We start from the raw sequence: 17,799 nt of genomic DNA on the forward strand, positions 1-17,799 counted from the left end.
ATTACGTAGTAACCGGGGTGGTGATCACTTCGTGGCGGGTGGCGCGGTGGGTGCGGCGGTATTCGCTCGGGGAGATGCCTACTTCGCGGCCGAAGTGGGCGCGCAGGTTGGCGGGGCTGCCGAGGCCGCAGCGGTCGGCGACCACGTCGACCGGGAGGTCGGTGGTTTCGAGGAGTTCGCGGGCTCGGATTATGCGCTGGGTCAGCAGCCATTGCAGTGGGGTGCCGCCGATTTCGGCATGAAAGCGGCGGGACAGGGTGCGTTCGCTGGTATTGGCGTGGCGGGCCAGGTCGGTGACGGTCAGCGGTTTGTCGAGGCGGCGGATCGCCCACTGCAGGGTGGCCGAGAGGCCGGAGTCGGTGGCGACCGCGGGCACCGGGGATTGCAGGAATTGGGCCTGGCCGCCGGCGCGGTGCGGCGGGACCACCAGGTGGCGGGCGGCGGCATTGGCGGCGGCCGAGCCGAGATCCTTGCGAATCAGGTGGATGCACAGGTCCATTCCGGCCATGGTGCCCGCGCTGGTGAGAATGCGGCCGTCGTCGATGTAGAGGACCGTCGGGTCGACATCCAGATTCGGGTGGCGTTCGGCGAGCGCGTCCAGGTGCCGCCAGTGTGTGGTCATGCGGCGGCCTTCGAGCAGGCCCGCCGCGCCGAGAATGAAGGCGCCCGAGCACAGTGAGGCGATGCGGGCGCCGCGGTCGTAGGCGGCGCGGACGGCGTCGACCAGGTCGGCGGGCGGGTCCTCGCGCACGTTCGGGGTGGACGGGATGATGACGGTGTCGGCGCGGACCAGATCGTCGTAATCGTGATCGGTGAGGACCACGAACGGATCGCGCATCTCCGCGGAACGATGCTCGCGCGGACCGCACAGCCGGAAGTCGTACCAGGTGGCCGGGTCCACGCCGACCGGCGGTTCATGGAAGACCTGGTACGGGATCGCCACTTCGAAGACCGGCATGCCCGGTGCCACGGCGACGGCGATCGTTCCAGCGCTGGCTGACTCCATGTCCGGAATCTAGCGCGCCGCCTGTCAGAAATCTAGCGCATCATGGCATTTCTGCCACTGTTGGCGGGAATCCTTCGCTCGCATAGTCGAATTCATGACGACAACGACCACCCGGGCAGTCCCCCGGCCCGACACCGAACCCCCCCTCGACGCCCGGCGATGGCGAGTCCTCGCCATCGCCGGCGTGGCCCAGTACCTCGCCATTCTCGATCTCTTCGCGGTCATCGTCGCCTTCCCGGCCCTGCAGCATTCCTTCGGGAACGCCTCCACCGGCGCGGTGTCGTGGACGCTCAACGCCTACACCATCGTGATGGCCGCCCTGCTGGTCCCGGCCGGTCGCTTCGCCGACGACACCGGCCGCAAGCGCGGATTCCTCATCGGCATAGCCCTTTTCGGGCTGGCATCCATCGCCTGCGGGCTGGCGCCGAATCTGGCGGCGCTCATCATCGCCCGCATCGTGCAGGCGGCCGCGGGCGCACTGCTCATCCCGACCGGGCTCGGTCTGGTGCTGCCGGTGTTCCAGAAGTCGGAACACACCAAGGTCATGGGCATCTGGACCGCCATCGCGGCGGCCGGCGGCGCCAGCGGACCGGTCATCGGCGGACTGTTGTTGCAGGCCGGCTGGCGGTGGATCTTCCTGCTGAACGTGCCGTTCGCGGTGGTGGCGTTCGCCTTCGGGCTGCGGATGCTGCCGGACATTCAAGTGCGGGCGAACCGGCGGCTGGATCTGCTCGGCGCGGCCCTGATCCTCGGCGCGACCGCGGCCTTCACGACGGTGTTCGTGCAGGCCCCGGACTGGGGTTACGCGGCGCCCGGCACGCTGGGCTGCCTGGTCGCGGCCGTGCTGCTGTCGGCGTGGTTCGTGTGGCACGTGCGGCATCACCCGGATCCGGTGGTGAGCCCGATGGTGCTGGGGCACAAGCCGTTCCGCATCGCCACCCTCGGCGTGTTCTGCTACTACCTGGCCTTCGCGGCCATGGTGCTGGAAGCCACCCTGTTCATGACCGAGGAATGGCACTACTCGACGCTGCGGGCCAGCCTCGGCGTGGCGATCATGCCGATCAGCTGCCTGCTGCTGTCCCCGTTCTCGGGACGGTTCATCGCGCTGGTGGGCGCTCGGACCTCGGCGGCGCTGGGCGGGGCGACCATCGCGGCCGGTTGCGCCTGGTGGGTGCTGGCCAGCGGATTCTCGGATTCCTATGCGGTGGTGATGATTCCGGGCGCCATCTGCGGCGGGATCAGCACCGCACTGCTGCAGCCGCCGCTGTTCGGGGCCTCGACCCTGCTGCCCGCCGACCAGATCTCGCTGGGCTCGGGCACGCTGATGATGGCGCGGCAGACCAGTTCCGCACTGGGCGTGGCCATCCTGACCGCGATCCTCGGTGATCAGGCCCAGCGCACGCTGACCGAATTCCGGGCGGGCTGGATCTACATGGTGGTCGCCGGGATCGCCGCCACGGCGGCCGGACTCGCCTACCGCCCGGAACGGGGTTGAAGGTCAGCCGAAGATGGCTTGCGCGGCGCTGTAACCCAGCAGCGCCGCGCCGAGCCCTGCCACCACACTGGTGACGACATTGAGCGCCGCGTAGAAGTAGGCGTTCTGCTCGGCCAGCCGGACCGTCTCGAAACTGAACGTGCTGTACGTGGTGAGCGCGCCACAGAACCCGGTGCCCAGCAGCGCAACCCACGGCGACGAGACCGCCGCCCCGGTGATCCCGCCGAGAATCATGCAGCCGATCAGGTTCACCGTGAAGGTGCCCCACGGGAATACGCTGTCGTGCCGCGTCTGGATCGCCCGATCGGTGAGGTAGCGCAACGGCGCCCCCACCATGGCCCCGAGGATGACGAGTACCACGGTCATGCCGCGACCTCCTGCCGATTCCGCTGCCGCGCAGCCTGATACACCGCACGCGTGACACGCAACGCGACCAGCGTCGCCAGCAGCGCACACACGAGCGTCAGCGCCATATAACCGAAAGCCGTGCCCACGGTGTCGGGCCGCAGCAGCCCGCGAATGTCATTGGCGTAGGTCGAGAAGGTCGTGAAGCCGCCTAGAATGCCGACGCCCAGGAACGGCCGCACCACCGGATGCGCCACCCGCACCTCGGTCACCAGCACCATGAGCACGCCGATCAGGAAGCAGCCGCCCACATTGATGACGAAGGTGGCCCACGGAAACGTGTGCGGCGGAGTCGGCCAGGCCAGCGCCAATCCATAACGGCCCAGCGCGCCGAGGGCGCCGCCGATCGAAATGGCCGACAGGATCGCGCCCTGCGACCGCAACAGTTCCCGTTGCTGCTCGGGAACGTGCAGATCGATATCCGGGTCGACCGGCTCCACCCCGCCGGGCGTTCTCAGCTCGCTGCTCACAGACTTCTCCCTACTCCAATCCCGAACTCGGGTTGATGGCGTAGGGACTGTTGGCGGCGAACGCCGCGGTTTTTCCGGCAGAACGCCGGAGCGGCGAGCCCCACCGCCGCACAACACCGTAGAGGTTAGTCACTCGTCCATGATCTCCGGGGCCGATGTGCGCGAGATCACCGCTGGTCCGGGGCTGATGAAGCCCTAAGGAAATACCAGAGAACCCTCAGGCTCCCGCCAGGTACGGCGGGCACTGTGGAACTCGTTGACGAAGTCGGGACGAAACGAGGTGCGGGATGGTCGAGTTGGAGGTCACCGGAACGACTGTGACCGTGCGTGTGACCGGAACCCATCGGGTACTGGCACTGCGCGAGCATGTGACTTTCGATCTGCGCAATGTCGCCTGCGTGACGTCCGCGCCGGTGGACCTGCGTCCGCCGTGGGTGCGGGCGCCGGGCACATTCTTCCCCGGTGTGATCGCGGCGGGCATCTTCCGCGGCAAGGGCCGGAAGGAGTTCTGGGACACCCGGTTCGGCGGGCAGGGCGTGCTCATCGAACTGCAGGGCGCGGATTTCACCCGTCTCGTCGTCGATGTGGCGGATCCCGACACCGTCATGCGGCAGCTGCGGCACGCGGCGGCCGCCTGAACCACCGCGACGGCGGCCCGTTGCGCGGCGGGGCGCCGGAGCATCGGGGCTGCGGCCCGATCATGAAGAAAGGCCCGGGGCAATCGGATTCGATTGCCCCGGGCCTTTCTTCATGAAATCTGCGGCTCAGTCCTCGCCGAACAGGCGACGGCGGCGGACTTCCTCGGCCTTGGCCTCGACGATGCGGCGCTGCTCCTCGGCCGCGAGATGCACGGAGGTGCGGTTCCACACCACGCGCACCCAGTGGAAGGTGAGCACGATGCTCGCCAAGGTCGCGATGATCAGGCCGATGCCCGGGCCCGCGCCGTGATAGTTGCCCGGCTCGGGAGTGTTGCGGTGCCAGATGGACAGCACACCGAAGACGCTGCCGATCGCGGAACCGGCGGCGGCGATCCAGGAGAACGCCCAGCGGCGGGTGATGAGCGCCAGCAGCGAGAAACCGATACCGAAGACCGTGGTGAACCAGACGAAGACACGGGACGGCAGGCCGATGTGCTCGGCCGCGGCCGCGGCATCCGACAGCAGGACATCGAAACCGCGGGCGTGACCGGCGTGCGGAAGCACCAGCGAGATCAGCAGCAGGAACACCGCACCGGCGACCACCATGGCGCGGATGCCGGGATCGATCTCACCGGCGATCTTGCGTTCGACGGCCTCGAGCTCCGCGCGGAACTGCTCGAAATCCGGGGTGGGCTCGGCTGCCTTCATGGTCTCCTCGTTCGCTTCGGCCTGTTCGGGCGTCGAGTCGGGTTGTACTGCTGCGTTTTCCGGTGTCGCCGGGGCTTCCGGCCGGTCACGGGCCTCATCGGGCTGCTCGGTCATGCGGTGCGATCCTCGCTCCTGCGGCATCCGCCACACGCAAGCGACGGATAACTGGTCGTGCCGGGCGCGGCGGAAGTTCCCGCGGGCCGAAATCCGTCGCGCTTCCCCAGCGATCCTGCCCTATGACGCTGCGTAGTTGGCGCCGGGGTGGAAACAACTCTCGTAGCTCTCAGGGGTAAACCCCTGAAACCCCGAGGCAGAGGCATGCTGCGCGCTGTCATGGCAGCTGCAACCCGCCCCCGCTCACGCCGTTCACCGCAGCATCGAGCCGCAATTTACCGCGGCTGTCGACGCAGGTCGGGGCGGTCGCCGCTGCGGGCACCATGACCAGCGCCCAGCACGCGGAGTCGCAGGTGGGCGGTGCTTCCTGGATATGGGCCGCTTTCACTCGCCGCAGCTGGAGCCGCAGCCGGTGGAGACCGGCTCCGGGGCAGGCGCTCCGATCCGGGGCAGGCCGAGGCCGACGCCGATGGGGGCTGTCTTCGGGGTGATGCCGCGTTCGTGGGCGTCGCCGGCTGGGGTGCGGCGGTGGGTGTGGAGGGCGCCGTCGGCGATGAGGTGGTGGGGGGCGGCGCCGGTGATGTCGGTGGTGACGATGTCGCCGGGGCGGATTTCGGTGCCGGGGGCCGGGTTTGCCGGGGGGCGGAAGTGGACGAGGCGGCCGTCGCGGGCGCGGCCGGACATGCGGGCGGTGGCGGCGTTCTTCTTGCCGGCGCCTTCCGCGACCAGGAGTTCGACCTCGGTGCCGATGAGGGCCTGGTTGCCTTCGAGGGAGATCTGTTCCTGGAGGGCGATCAGGCGGTCGTAGCGTTCCTGCACGACGGCCTTGGGGAGCTGGTCGGGCATGGTCGCGGCGGGAGTGCCGGGGCGGATCGAGTACTGGAAGGTGTAGGCGCTGGTGAAGCGGGCCTGGCGGACCACGTCCAGGGTCTGCTGGAAGTCCTCTTCGGTCTCGCCGGGGAAGCCGACGATGATGTCGGTGGTGATGGCCGCGTGCGGCATGGCCGCGCGGACCTTCTCGATGATGCCGAGGAACTTGGCGCTGCGGTACGACCGGCGCATGGCCTTGAGCACGCGGTCCGAGCCGGACTGCAGCGGCATGTGCAGCTGCGGGCAGACATTCGGGGTGGCGGCCATGGCGTCGATGACGTCATCGGTGAATTCGGCCGGATGCGGCGAGGTGAAGCGGACGCGCTCGAGGCCCTCGATAGTGCCGCAGGCGCTCAGCAGTTTCGCGAAGGCGCCGCGGTCGCGTTCCTCGGTCGGGTCGGCGAAGGAGACGCCGTAGGCGTTCACGTTCTGCCCGAGCAGCGTCACCTCCATGACGCCCTGATCGACCAGCGCCTGCACCTCGGCGAGCACGTCGCCGGGCCGGCGGTCGACCTCCTTGCCGCGCAGTGCGGGCACGATGCAGAAGGTGCAGGTGTTGTTGCAGCCCACCGAGATCGACACCCAGCCGGCATACGCGGATTCGCGCTTGGCGGGCAGTGTGGAGGGGAAGGCCTCCAGCGATTCGATGATCTCGACCTGGGCCTCTTCATTGTGGCGGGCCCGTTCCAGCAGTACCGGCAGCGAGCCGATGTTGTGCGTGCCGAACACGACGTCCACCCAGGGCGCCTTCTTGACCACGGTGTCGCGGTCCTTCTGGGCCAGGCAGCCGCCGACGGCGATCTGCATGCCGGGCCGATCCGCCTTGATGGGCGCGAGGTGGCCCAGCGTGCCGTACAGCTTGTTGTCGGCGTTCTCGCGGACCGCGCAGGTATTGAAGACGACCAGGTCGGCGGTCGCGCCGGTGGCGGCCTTGATGTAGCCGGCGTCCTCGAGCAGGCCCGAGAGGCGTTCGGAATCGTGCACGTTCATCTGGCAGCCGTAGGTGCGGACCTCGTAGGTCCGCGCGTCGTCCCGGACTGCTTCGCCACGTGCTGAAACCTGCGCCAACGAATTCACCCAACCAGGGTAATGGCTGACCTCGGACGACCATAAACGCGCTCGGTGCTCGGTGACCCAGGTCTCGCAGGTTGCTCACCGCCCATTCACAGGCATGACACGACAAAGGCGAGCATTTCGGCCACATCCCAGCTAAGTTCACCGGTTATGACCGACGCTGCCGAATCCATCAGCACGTCCGCGCCGATGATCTCGATGCGGAATGTGGACAAGCACTTCGGCTCGCTGCACGTATTGCGTGACATCAATCTCGAGGTGCCCAAGGGGCAGGTCGTGATCGTGGTGGGACCCTCGGGCTCCGGCAAGTCGACGCTGTGCCGAACCATCAATCGGCTGGAAACCATCGACTCCGGTGCCATCGCCATCGACGGGGTGCAACTCCCCGCCGAGGGCAAGGCGCTGGCCAATCTGCGCGCGGATGTGGGCATGGTGTTCCAGTCCTTCAACCTGTTCGCGCACAAGACCATCCTGGAGAACGTGACCCTGGCGCCGGTGAAGGTGCGCCGAATCGACAAGGCCAAGGCCCGGACTCGCGGCCTGGAACTGCTGGAACGAGTCGGCATCGCCAATCAGGCCGACAAGTATCCGGCGCAGCTGTCCGGCGGGCAGCAGCAGCGGGTGGCGATCGCCCGCGCGCTGGCCATGGACCCGAAGGTCATGCTGTTCGACGAGCCGACCTCCGCGCTGGACCCGGAAATGGTGTCCGAGGTTCTGGACGTCATGGTGCAGCTGGCCAAGGACGGCATGACCATGGTCGTGGTCACCCACGAAATGGGTTTCGCGCGCCGCGCCGGCGATCGCGTGCTGTTCATGGCCGACGGCCAGATCGTCGAGGACACCGAGCCCGACGCCTTCTTCACCGCCCCCAAGTCGGATCGCGCCAAGGATTTCCTGGGCAAGATCCTCAGCCACTGAACGACCTACCTTCCTAGACAAGGACTCCCGATGAGGATCAATCACGCGCTCCGGATCGCCGCCGGAGTGGCCGCGCTCGCGCTGGCCGTCACGGCCTGTGGCGGCGGCAGTAGCAAGTCCGCCACACAGAACGCCGCCAATGGCAAGCTCACCATCGGCATCAAGTTCGACCAGCCGGGCCTGGGACTGCTCAACAAGGACGGCAGCCACAGCGGTTTCGATGTGGACGTCGCCACCTATGTGGCCGGCAAGCTGGGTGTGAAGCCGGAGAACATCACCTGGAAGGAAGCACCGTCCGCGCAGCGTGAGACGCTGATCCAGAACGGGCAGGTGGATTTCATCGCCGCCACCTATTCGATCACCGATCAGCGCAAGCAGAAGGTCGACTTCGCGGGGCCGTACTACATTGCGGGACAGTCGCTGCTGGTGCGCTCCGACAATACGGATATCACCGGGCCGGATTCGCTGAACGGCAACAAGAAGCTGTGCTCGGTCAAGGGCTCCACGCCCGCGCAGTACGTGAAGGACCACTACGCCAAGGAAGTTCAGCTACAGGAATACGACACCTACTCGCTGTGCGTGGAGGCGTTGAAGTCCGGTTCCGTGGATGCCGTCACCACCGATGACATCATTCTGCGCGGTTACGCGGCGCAGTCGCCGGGCGCGCTGAAGCTGGTCGGGCAGCCGTTCACCACCGAGAAGTACGGGATCGGCCTGAAGAAGGGCGATACCGATTCCCGCGGCAAGATCAACGACGCCATCCAGGCCATGATCGACGACGGGTCGTGGAAGGCCGCGCTGGAGAAGGAATTCGGCGCCACCGGCCTCCAGATCCCGGCGCCGCCGCAGGTCGACCGGTACTGAGCCGCGGCGGCCGACCATGTTCGACCTGATTTCCCGATATCACTCCCAGTTGCTCGACGCTTTCTGGGTGACCATCAAACTCACGCTGTCCTCGGCATTGTTCGCGTTGATTCTCGGCACGCTGGTGGCGGCGGCGCGGGTCTCGCCCATTCCCATTGCGCGGTGGGCGGGTTCGGCGTACGTGAATATCATCCGGAATACGCCGCTGACGCTGATCATCGTGTTCTGTTCGCTGGGCCTGTACACCACCCTAGGGTTGCGGCTGGCCGCCAAGGGGCCGAATGATCTGGCGCAGAACAATTTCCGTTTCGCGGTGCTCGGATTGAGCGTGTACACGGCGGCTTTCGTGTGTGAGTCGCTGCGGTCGGGCATCAATACCGTGCCGCTGGGACAGGCGGAGGCCGGGCGTTCACTGGGCCTGACTTTCTCCCAGAACATGCGATTGGTGGTGTTGCCGCAGGCTTTCCGGGCGGTCATCGCGCCGCTGGGCAGTGTGTTCATCGCGCTGACCAAGAATTCGACCATCGCCTCCGCCATCGGCGTGGGTGAGGCGGCGCTGCTCATGGCGGAGATGAACGAGAACGAGGCGGCGGCCCTGCAGGTCGGCGCCATCTTCGCGCTCGGCTTCGTGATCCTGACTCTGCCGACCGGTCTGTTCTTCGGTTGGCTGGCCAAACGATTCGAGGTACGCCGATGAGCACGGTCCTCTACGACGCGCCCGGTCCCCGGGCGCGCATGCGGTACCGCCTCTACTCGGTGGTGGTGGCCGCGGTACTGATCGCGGCCGTGTGGTTCCTCTATCACGGGCTCTCCGACAAGGGGCAGTTCACGGCGGCGAAGTGGAAGCCGTTCGTGGAAGGCGACATCTGGAGCACCTACCTGCTGCCGGGTCTGCGCGGCACCATCGAGGCGGCGCTGCTGTCCATCGTGTTCGCCATGGTGCTGGGCATGATCTTCGGCATTCTGCGGCTCTCGGATCACCGGATCGTGCGGATCATCGCCGGTGTGGTGGTCGAGGTCTCGCGGGCCATTCCGGTACTGATCCTGATGATCTTCCTGTTCTCACTGTTCGCGCAGAACAATCTGTTCCAGTCGGATCAGCTGGCGCTGGCGGCGGTGGTGACGGCGCTGACCATCTACAACGGCTCGGTCATCGCGGAGATCGTGCGGTCCGGGATCAAGGCGCTGCCCAAGGGGCAGACCGAGGCGGCGGTCGCGCTGGGGCTGCGCAAGACCCAGGTGATGGTCACCATCCTGCTGCCGCAGGCGATCACCGCCATGCTGCCGGCGCTGGTCTCGCAAATGGTGGTGGCGCTGAAGGATACGGCGCTGGGCTACCAGATCACCTACCGCGAGATCGTGCGGTCGGGGCAGCAACTCGGTGCGGCGGAACAGAACACCATTCCGTCGCTGCTGGTGATCGCGGCCGTCATGATCATCGTCAACTATGCGCTGACGGTGCTGGCGACGCGTCTGGAGAAGTTCCTGCGCACCCGTAAACGCGGCTCCCGCACGGTACTCGCCGCCACCGGCGGCACCCCGCCGCCCGGCATGGACATGGTGATGTCCGGCGCGGCCGGCGACACCGCGCCGAAGTAGGCGCGTACTCCACGAAGCGGCCCGGGTGAACATGGTTCACCCGGGCCGCTTCGCATCCGGAGGCGAAACCTGTACGCCTGACCAGGAATCCAATGGTCACAAGTCCCCCGACCTGCGGACAATCCGGCAGCGAGACTCGCATACTTCTGTTCATGGGCGAGTACGACCGGGGCCGAAAACAATATGCGCTGGGCCTCACGCTGATCAGCATCATCACACCGCTCGCGGCGGTCTGCGCGGCCATCGCCGCCGCCGTGGGCGCACTGCTGACAGTGAAGGGGCGCCGGCGCATGGAAGCCTCGAACACCACCGAATCCGCGATCCCGGCACCCGCACCGCGATCCGCCACCCCGCGCCGCCCCGACCGCGGCGCCACCCGCGGCCCCCAACGCCGCCACGGCACCACCCACCCCCGCGGCATCCACCACTAGCCGACGCCGCAACCAGAGCCCGCTCGATGCTGGGTAGCCTCGGTGGAGTGAGCTTTACCGAACCGCCGGGTAGCTTCGGCGCCGCCACCATGAAAGCGGTTGGCCTCAACCCAATTCGGCCTTGACCACCTTGTAGGCGAGGGATTGGTTGTAGCCGCGGCGCGCCAGCATGCCGACCAAGCGGCGAATCGCCTTCTCCCGCTCCAGGTTCGGCGGCAACGACCGCATCTTCCGGCGCACGAACTCGGCGGCGCTGTCCTCGTCCGAGCCCTCGCCCTCTTGCTCACCGTCGTCGTCGGTCTTCGCCGGCACGGAGGGCTTCTCGGGCTGTGCGGCCCGAGGTGTCTCACGCGGCAGGTCGAGACCCGAGGCCGAAAGTTCCGCCGTCACCACCGAATACGCGGTGGTAGGCGCGTATCCTCGCCGAGCCAGCATGGAAACCAGCCGGCTGATGGCTTTGTCCCGGCTGAGGTCCGGAGACAAGGACTGCAACTTGCGGCGAACCAGATCGGCGGCGCGAGCGTTCTCGTCCTCGGCGGTGATCGCTTCGAGTGCGGGCTCCGCATCCTCCGGCGCAATCCCCTTCCGCCGCAACTCCTGCGCGAGCACCTTCTTGCCCTTGCCGGAATAGGTATGCCGCGAATGTACCCACTGCTGCGCGAACGCCGCATCATCGATCAACCCGACCTCGGCCAACCGATCCAGCACCCGCTCCGCCACCCCGGCCGCAAACCCCTTCTCCGCCAGCCGATCCGCCAGCTCCGCCCGACTCCGAGCCCGATCCGTCAACAACCGCAGGCAAACATCCTTCGCCTGCGACTCGGTCCCGCCCCCGGCCGGCCCGGATTCCCGTGCCCCCGCACCCGACTCCGGCCGCTGCCCCCGCCCACGACGGCGACCACCCCGCCCACCGCGCCGATCCCCCTCCTCCGAATCATCGTCAACCCCCTGATCAGCCTGCGGCGCAGTGCCTCCCGCCCGCCGATCCGCCGAGCCACGCCGCTGGCCGCCGGCGACCATCCCGGCCGCATCGGCGCCGTCATCTCGGTCGGCCATACCGAGTTCAGCAAATGATTCCGCCACGCGATTTGCCCGGCCGTCCCGCTCTGTACCGGTCGCGATGCCCGACTCGACCGGCCCAGGGTCCGAGTCCCGATCGGATTGCGGCGCGGCGCCTTTCGTGATGCGCGCCAGGAACTCCTCGGCTTGCCGATATGCGGCGCCAGCGGGGCCTGACGATGCGCCGGTGGCACCGCGATCAGTTCGCGTCTCCGCCTTCGCACGCCGGCCTGTGCGGCTGGCACTTGTTTGGGAGTCTGCGCCGTGTTCGGCGGCGCCGTGATCGGGGCGAGAAGTCCTGGGAATGTCGCGGTAGGCCGAGTTGCGCGGCGCGCGTGGAGAATTCGCGGTGGTGGTGGATGAGCCGGGAGGCGTGGATTCCGGGGCGGAGGATTTCCCGCCGTCGCCGGGGGCAGTGGACGCTTCCTCTCGCCACTGCCCCGGCGACCGGCGTCGCCCGGTGGGCGAACGTCGGGGGGACCCGGCGGGCTCGGAGGGTGGGGCCCAGGGGTCTTCGGGGGTGTCGTCGGGTGGTTCGGGGGCGGTCAGGTTGTGGCCGGCCTTGGCGAAACCTGTTGCATCGTAGGCCGTGTGGGCCGAGGGCGCATCAGGGGGTGAATACGGTTCGGACGGTTCGGAATAGGTCCAGCCGGAATTGGCGGAATTGGGATCTGCCGAGTCCCGGCCGTACAGGTCGCCGGAATCCCGGCTGTACCGGTCATTTGCCGAGCTCCGGCCGTACAGGTCGCTCGATGAGTTGCGGGTGTACGGGTCTGCCGAGTCCCGGCCGAAGAGGTCGGGGCCGAGGGTGGGGGTGGCAGGTTTGCGGGGAGAACGGGAGCCGCGTTTGGCGGCGCGGGAGTCCGCTGCTTCGAGTTGGCGGCGGAGGCGTTCTACCGCGTCCAGGCGGGGGGTGGGCCCCGGCGGATCAGGCCGGGGCGCAGCGGGTTCCCGATCGGTCATGGTCAGAAGTCGGCGGGGGCTCCGGCTTCGGCGACGGTGGTGACGTCGGCGCCGATGCCGAGCTTCTCCTTGATCTTCTTCTCGATCTCGTCGCGGACGTCGGTGTTCTCCAGGAGGAACTTGCGGGCGTTCTCCTTGCCCTGGCCGAGCTGGTCGCCCTCGTAGGTGTACCAGGAGCCGGACTTGCGGATGAAGCCCTGCTCCACACCCATATCGATGATCGAGCCCTCCTTGGAGATGCCCACGCCGTAGAGAATGTCGAACTCGGCCTGCTTGAACGGCGGCGCGACCTTGTTCTTCACGACCTTGACGCGGGTACGGTTACCGACCGCGTCGGAGCCGTCCTTCAGGGTCTCGATGCGGCGTACGTCCAGGCGGATGGAGGCGTAGAACTTGAGCGCCTTACCACCGGTGGTGGTCTCGGGTGAGCCGAACATGACGCCGATCTTCTCGCGCAGCTGGTTGATGAAGATGGCGGTGGTGCCGGAGTTGTTGAGCGCGCTGGTCATCTTGCGCAGCGCCTGGCTCATCAGGCGGGCCTGCAGGCCGACGTGGCTGTCACCCATCTCGCCCTCGATCTCGGCGCGCGGCACCAGGGCGGCGACGGAGTCGATGACGATGATGTCGATGGCGCCGGAACGCACCAGCATGTCGGCGATTTCGAGCGCCTGCTCACCGGTGTCGGGCTGCGAGACCAGCAGGGCGTCGGTGTCGACGCCCAGCTTCTGGGCGTAGTCGGGGTCCAGCGCGTGCTCGGCGTCGATGAAGGCCGCGACACCGCCGAGGGCCTGCGCATTCGCGACCGCGTGCAGGGCGACGGTGGTCTTACCCGAGGATTCCGGGCCGTAGACCTCGACGATGCGGCCGCGCGGCAGACCGCCCAGGCCGAGCGCCACATCCAGCGCGATGGAACCGGTCGGGATGACCGAAATGGGCTGGCGCGCCTCTTCGCCCAGGCGCATGACGGCGCCCTTGCCGAAGCTCTTCTCGACCTGCGCCAACGCCAGTTCGAGAGCCTTGTCGCGGTCAAAAGCCTGTGGTGCCATCGTCTGGTCCCCTTCTGGACGGATTGTCTCGTGCTGTGGTTGGCGCTCACGTTAGAGGGAGGCACCGACAAGTTCCGACGCCGAGCTTAGACGAACACGTGTTCGAGGCAAACAACGCGCCCCGCGACACGCTGGCGAAGATTCGGCGGTCAGGGCAGCACGGTCACCCGATCCACCTCCACCAGCGCCTGCGACTGCTTGAACAGCCGCAGCACCGGCGTCACCTCGACATTGTTGATCCCCTCCAGCGGCCCCAGCCGTTCGGTCACATAGCGATACAGGTGCGAGGCGTCCCGGCAGGCGATCGAGGCCATCAGATTGCTGGGCCCGGCGGTGGCGGCCACATAGGCGACCTCCGGATGGGTGGCCATCGCCTTCCCCACACCGTCCAGGTGACCGGGCCGCACCTGCAGCCACAGCGAGGCGCGCGCGGTGTAACCCATTCTCTCCAAAGCGAAGTCGAGGTCGAAGTAGAGCACGCCGGCCTCGAGCAGTTCGCTCATCCGCCGCGCCACGCGGGTCGCGCTCCACCCGGTGGCGGCGGCGAGCTGCGCGTAGGGCGCGCGGCCGTCGCGGCCCAGGACGGTCATCATGATCTCGTCCTCGCGGGACAGCACGACCGACGACTTCGGACCGGTCGGTTCCCACATCACCGGCCGCGGCCCCAGCTCCCGCAACTGCTCCGCGCTGAGCAGATAGCTGTAGCGCGGCCACTCCTCCTCGAACGGAAACGCCCGCAGCACCTCGTGCGCGACCATCCCCTTCAACTGACTGACCCGCGGCAACTGCCGCAGCAGCAGCTCGTCCCGCCGTTCCAGGCTGCGCGGCCGGCACACGCACATCACCTCGGATCCGGTGGACAGCAGCGACACCCAGTTCAGATCCGGTACGCGCGCAAGGGATTCGGCCAGCGCCACCGCCCGGCTGGGCGCGGATTCGAGCCGCAGAATCCAGCGCGCATGCCCCAGCGGCACCACATTGACCTGCCCCGACACATGCAGGATCCCCAGTTTCCGCAGGGACCGATAGCGCCGCGCCACCGTCTGCTCCGAGACGCCGAGAATGGCCCCGAGCCGCGCGAACGGGATGCGCGCATCGCACACCAGGCCGTGCACGATCTGCTTGTCGAGCACATCCATTACGGAGGAATCGTCTTCCCATTCCGCATCCATAGGAGGAATCTAACGCAGTATTCGCTCCAGCTATGGGGATACCCGCGTTCGCGCGAACCTTTATGACGAAATCGTTCGTTCTCTGGAGGTAATCATGCGGAAGTGGCTCCCACTGTTCGCGGCATGCCTGGGCACCTTCATGCTGCTCATCGACGTCACCATCGTGAACGTCGCACTCCCCGACATCGCCGCCGATCTGCACACCGGCCTGTCCGGATTGCAGTGGGTGGTCGACGGTTACGCGCTCGCGCTGGCGGCCCTGCTGCTGGTGCTGGGTTCGCTGGCCGATCGGGTCGGCGCCAAGCCCACCTATCTCATCGGTCTGGTCCTGTTCGCGGCCGCCTCGCTGGCCTGCGGGCTGGCGCACTCGTCCGAATTCCTGGTGGCGGCGCGGACCGCGCAGGGCATCGGCGGCGCGGCCATGTTCGCGACCACCCTGTCGCTGCTGCACGCCACCTACACCGGCAAGGATCGCGGAATCGCGTTCGGCGCCTGGGGCGCGGTGGCCGGTGCGGCCGCCGGGATCGGCGTGGTGCTGGGCGGCGTGCTCACCGATCTGCTGTCGTGGCGATGGATCTTCTTCGTCAACCTGCCCATCGCCGCGGTCACCATCGCCCTGTCCGCCTCGGTGTTCGGGCCTTCGCAGCGCCGCGCGGACCGGAAGGTGGATCTGCCCGGCATGATCTCCTTCGCGGTGGCGGCGACCGCGGTCACCTACGGCATCATCCGCGCCGGTGAACACGGCTGGGGCGATACCCAGGCGGCCGCGACGATCCTCGCCGGCGTCATCGCCGGCATCGCGTTCGTGGTGATCGAATCCCGTAGCGCCGCACCGATGCTGCCGCTGTCGCTGTTGCGCAGCCCGGGTTTCGCGGCCACCCTGATCGCGGCGGCCGGACTGAACTTCGCCGCCTTCGCCGCGAACCCGCTGATCTCGCTGTGGCTGCAGCAGCAACTGCACCTGTCCCCGCTGCGGGCCGGGCTGTCGATGCTGCCGATGGCGCTCACCGCGTTCCTGGTGTCGGGCATGTTCGGCCGCCTGTTGCACGATCTGGCGCCGCAGTGGTCGATCGGCGCGGGATTGGTCGTGCTCGGCGCCGGTAGCGGTCTGCTGACCATCATCGGCAGTGGATCCGATTGGGCCGCATTGGTTCCCGGTTTCGTGGTGATCGGCATCGGCGTGGGCATCGTCGCCCCGGCGGTGGTCGGAGCGGGTATGGCGGCCGTGCCGCCGCAGCAGAGCGGCACCGCGGCGGGTGCGGTGAACACCGCCCGCCAGCTCGGACTCGCCCTCGGTGTCGCCTTGCTGGGCACGGTGTTCCGCAATGGGGCCGGTAGCGGACCGATATCGCTGCCGCACTTCGTGACCGGTCTCGATACCGCGGTGGGCGTGGCCGGGGCCGTGGGTGTGGTGGCGGGTGTCATCGCCTTCGCCCTGTTCCGGGTCCAGCAGCGGGTACCGGATGTGATCGAGGAGCCGGTCCTGGTCGGCTGATACGAGATACCGCGCGCAGCGGGCGCGCACACGATGCGGCGAGGTCCCGCCCCCGATACGGGGACGGGACCTCGCTCTGTTGTGTGCCCGATGCTCCTGCCTTGCAGGACTATTCGATCGGCAGCGGCGTCTCGTCGCCTTCGGGCCGGGGACCGAAGATGCGGCGCTCGGATTCGGCGATGGGGATGTCGTTGATGCTCGCCTCACGCCGCGACATCAGCCCCTCCGGGGTGAACTCCCACAGTTCGTTGCCGTAACTGCGGTGCCATTGACCGGATTCGTCGTGCCATTCGTACTGGAAGCGCACGGCCATGCGGTTCTCGCGGAAGCCCCAGAGTTCCTTGCGCAGGGCGTAGCCGTTCTCCTTGGCCCACTTGCGTTTCAGGAAGTCGACGATCTCGGCGCGGCCGGTGACGAACTCGTCGCGATTGCGCCACACGGAATCCTCCGTGTACGCCTGGGCGACGGTTTCGGGATCGCGTGAGTTCCAGGCGGTTTCGGCGGCCCGGACCTTGATTCGCGCGGAGTCCGGGTCGAAGGGCGGCAGCGGCGGTCGCATGTCGGTGTTCCTTTCAGGGGTTGGCAGGTGAGAGTTCGGGTTCGCTCCAGCGCAGGGGTGTGGCGCCGGAGATCTCCACCACCTCGTGCACGGTGAAGTCGATGGCGCATTGCGCGCCGGTGGTGCAGGCGTCTTCGTCCCAGGTGATCTCGGCGGTGCCGGTGAGCTGCAGGGTCGAGCCGAGGCGCCAGTCCGGGATCAGCAGTCCGCAGCGGGGGTCGGCGGCGAGATTGCCCAGGGTCATGAACATGGAGTTGCCGCGGTAGTCCGGCCAGCGCAGGTGGGTGGGTGAAAGCACCTGCAGGAAGCCGGGATTGCCGCCGCGATGGGAGGCGTCCGTATTGCCGTCGGCGTCGGCGGACGCGATGAAGAACGTGTCAGCCAGTGTCGAGGCCAGCCATTGCACGGAATTCAGCTCGGCGGCGCGCCGCACGGTCGTGGCCGCGGTTGGTGACCATTGCTCGATATCGCGGCGGGAGATGTATTTCGGGCAGTTGCCGTACACCTGATCGGTGGTGATCCGCAGTCCGTGCGGGGCGGGTTCGGAGCGGCCGTTGGCGCGCATGCGCCGCCGCGTCTGCGGTTGCAGCGCGATCATGCCGAGTCGCCGCGGGGTATGCAGCGCCTCCGCGAGGGGATCACCAGGGACGGGTACAGCGTTGACGAGGATGGTGCGTTCGTCCTCGGCCGCGGTGAAGCCCGGCGGGCCGGTGAGCTGGCTCGCCCACATGCGGCCGGCATCGTCGGCGGCGGCGACCACGATCATCGGCTGCTGTGCCAGGAATTCGGCGAACGGGTACGGGATGTCGGGCCGGATCATCCGGCCGACGCGCTGGGCGATATGGGCCTGGCCCAGGCGTTCCTGAACGGCCCGTTCCCCGGGGTGGTAGGCGATGCTCATGATGCCCTCCGG

General features: G+C 67.8%; 18 protein-coding genes. 8 read left to right on the top strand and 10 right to left on the bottom strand.

Annotation, left to right across the window (positions count from 1 at the left end):
- Window position 1: 1 nt before the first annotated feature.
- Complete coding sequence (locus ACH438_RS28205) at window positions 2–1,006, bottom strand: GlxA family transcriptional regulator (protein ID WP_397010480.1); 1,005 nt, start codon at window positions 1,004–1,006, stop codon at window positions 2–4.
- Between the two features lie 94 nt (window positions 1,007–1,100).
- Here ACH438_RS28205 and ACH438_RS28210 point away from each other — a divergent pair, with 94 nt between their 5' ends.
- Window positions 1,101–2,501: an MFS transporter gene (locus ACH438_RS28210; RefSeq protein WP_397010482.1), complete on the top strand. Its 1,401-nt coding sequence runs from the start codon at window positions 1,101–1,103 to the stop codon at window positions 2,499–2,501.
- Window positions 2,502–2,504: 3 nt separating this feature from the next.
- On the opposite strand, the gene crcB is transcribed toward ACH438_RS28210, so the two are convergent.
- Together crcB and ACH438_RS28220 are read right to left on the bottom strand one after the other, a co-directional pair.
- Window positions 2,505–2,867: a fluoride efflux transporter CrcB gene (crcB, locus tag ACH438_RS28215; protein ID WP_397010484.1), complete on the bottom strand. Its 363-nt coding sequence runs from the start codon at window positions 2,865–2,867 to the stop codon at window positions 2,505–2,507.
- Complete coding sequence (locus tag ACH438_RS28220) at window positions 2,864–3,376, bottom strand: fluoride efflux transporter FluC (RefSeq protein WP_397010486.1); 513 nt, start codon at window positions 3,374–3,376, stop codon at window positions 2,864–2,866. Before ACH438_RS28220 ends, crcB begins: the two co-directional genes overlap by 4 nt.
- 287 nt (window positions 3,377–3,663) lie before the next feature.
- Here ACH438_RS28220 and ACH438_RS28225 point away from each other — a divergent pair, with 287 nt between their 5' ends.
- Complete coding sequence (locus ACH438_RS28225; RefSeq protein WP_397010488.1) at window positions 3,664–4,014, top strand: hypothetical protein; 351 nt, start codon at window positions 3,664–3,666, stop codon at window positions 4,012–4,014.
- Window positions 4,015–4,140: 126 nt separating this feature from the next.
- Here the strand turns inward: ACH438_RS28225 and ACH438_RS28230 are convergent, their stop codons facing one another.
- Entirely contained in the window at window positions 4,141–4,722 is a 582-nt protein-coding gene (locus tag ACH438_RS28230; protein WP_397010791.1) for a hypothetical protein, read from the bottom strand.
- A gap of 498 nt (window positions 4,723–5,220) precedes the next feature.
- Window positions 5,221–6,774: a tRNA (N6-isopentenyl adenosine(37)-C2)-methylthiotransferase MiaB gene (gene miaB, locus ACH438_RS28235; RefSeq protein WP_397010793.1), complete on the bottom strand. Its 1,554-nt coding sequence runs from the start codon at window positions 6,772–6,774 to the stop codon at window positions 5,221–5,223.
- A gap of 195 nt (window positions 6,775–6,969) precedes the next feature.
- Here miaB and ACH438_RS28240 point away from each other — a divergent pair, with 195 nt between their 5' ends.
- From ACH438_RS28240 to ACH438_RS28260, 5 genes are all read left to right on the top strand, one after another.
- Window positions 6,970–7,698, top strand: coding sequence for an amino acid ABC transporter ATP-binding protein (locus ACH438_RS28240; protein ID WP_397010795.1), 729 nt, complete (start codon window positions 6,970–6,972; stop codon window positions 7,696–7,698).
- Window positions 7,699–7,728: 30 nt separating this feature from the next.
- Window positions 7,729–8,562 carry a glutamate ABC transporter substrate-binding protein gene (locus ACH438_RS28245; protein ID WP_397010490.1) on the top strand — a complete coding sequence of 278 codons (834 nt, stop codon included), beginning with the start codon at window positions 7,729–7,731 and terminating at the stop codon, window positions 8,560–8,562.
- 16 nt (window positions 8,563–8,578) lie between these two features.
- The gene (locus ACH438_RS28250) at window positions 8,579–9,259 is read left to right on the top strand and encodes an amino acid ABC transporter permease (protein ID WP_397010492.1); all 681 of its coding nucleotides are present in this window, start codon (window positions 8,579–8,581) and stop codon (window positions 9,257–9,259) included.
- Complete coding sequence (locus tag ACH438_RS28255) at window positions 9,256–10,161, top strand: amino acid ABC transporter permease (RefSeq protein ID WP_397010494.1); 906 nt, start codon at window positions 9,256–9,258, stop codon at window positions 10,159–10,161. The genes ACH438_RS28250 and ACH438_RS28255 overlap by 4 nt, the downstream gene beginning before the upstream one ends.
- Before the next feature lie 152 nt (window positions 10,162–10,313).
- Window positions 10,314–10,592 (top strand): hypothetical protein, encoded by a 279-nt coding sequence (locus tag ACH438_RS28260; protein ID WP_397010496.1) that lies wholly within the window; start codon window positions 10,314–10,316, stop codon window positions 10,590–10,592.
- 105 nt (window positions 10,593–10,697) lie between these two features.
- On the opposite strand, the gene recX is transcribed toward ACH438_RS28260, so the two are convergent.
- From recX to ACH438_RS28275, 3 genes are all read right to left on the bottom strand, one after another.
- Window positions 10,698–12,614, bottom strand: coding sequence for a recombination regulator RecX (recX, locus tag ACH438_RS28265; protein WP_397010498.1), 1,917 nt, complete (start codon window positions 12,612–12,614; stop codon window positions 10,698–10,700).
- Between the two features lie 2 nt (window positions 12,615–12,616).
- Window positions 12,617–13,660, bottom strand: a complete 1,044-nt coding sequence (gene recA, locus ACH438_RS28270; protein WP_397010500.1) for a recombinase RecA — start codon at window positions 13,658–13,660, stop codon at window positions 12,617–12,619.
- Between the two features lie 149 nt (window positions 13,661–13,809).
- Window positions 13,810–14,832, bottom strand: a complete 1,023-nt coding sequence (locus ACH438_RS28275; protein ID WP_397010502.1) for an Lrp/AsnC family transcriptional regulator — start codon at window positions 14,830–14,832, stop codon at window positions 13,810–13,812.
- Between the two features lie 94 nt (window positions 14,833–14,926).
- Between ACH438_RS28275 and ACH438_RS28280 the strand changes: the two genes are divergently transcribed.
- Window positions 14,927–16,327 carry a DHA2 family efflux MFS transporter permease subunit gene (locus ACH438_RS28280; RefSeq protein ID WP_397010504.1) on the top strand — a complete coding sequence of 467 codons (1,401 nt, stop codon included), beginning with the start codon at window positions 14,927–14,929 and terminating at the stop codon, window positions 16,325–16,327.
- Between the two features lie 109 nt (window positions 16,328–16,436).
- Here the strand turns inward: ACH438_RS28280 and ACH438_RS28285 are convergent, their stop codons facing one another.
- Together ACH438_RS28285 and ACH438_RS28290 are read right to left on the bottom strand one after the other, a co-directional pair.
- Window positions 16,437–16,886 carry a nuclear transport factor 2 family protein gene (locus tag ACH438_RS28285; protein WP_397010506.1) on the bottom strand — a complete coding sequence of 150 codons (450 nt, stop codon included), beginning with the start codon at window positions 16,884–16,886 and terminating at the stop codon, window positions 16,437–16,439.
- 13 nt (window positions 16,887–16,899) lie between these two features.
- A complete protein-coding gene (locus ACH438_RS28290; RefSeq protein WP_397010797.1) occupies window positions 16,900–17,781 on the bottom strand; it encodes a pyridoxamine 5'-phosphate oxidase family protein in 882 nt (293 codons plus the stop codon).
- Between the last annotated feature and the right edge of the window lie 18 nt (window positions 17,782–17,799).

The organism is Nocardia sp. NPDC020380 (genome assembly GCF_044386975.1).
GTDB lineage: Bacteria > Actinomycetota > Actinomycetes > Mycobacteriales > Mycobacteriaceae > Nocardia.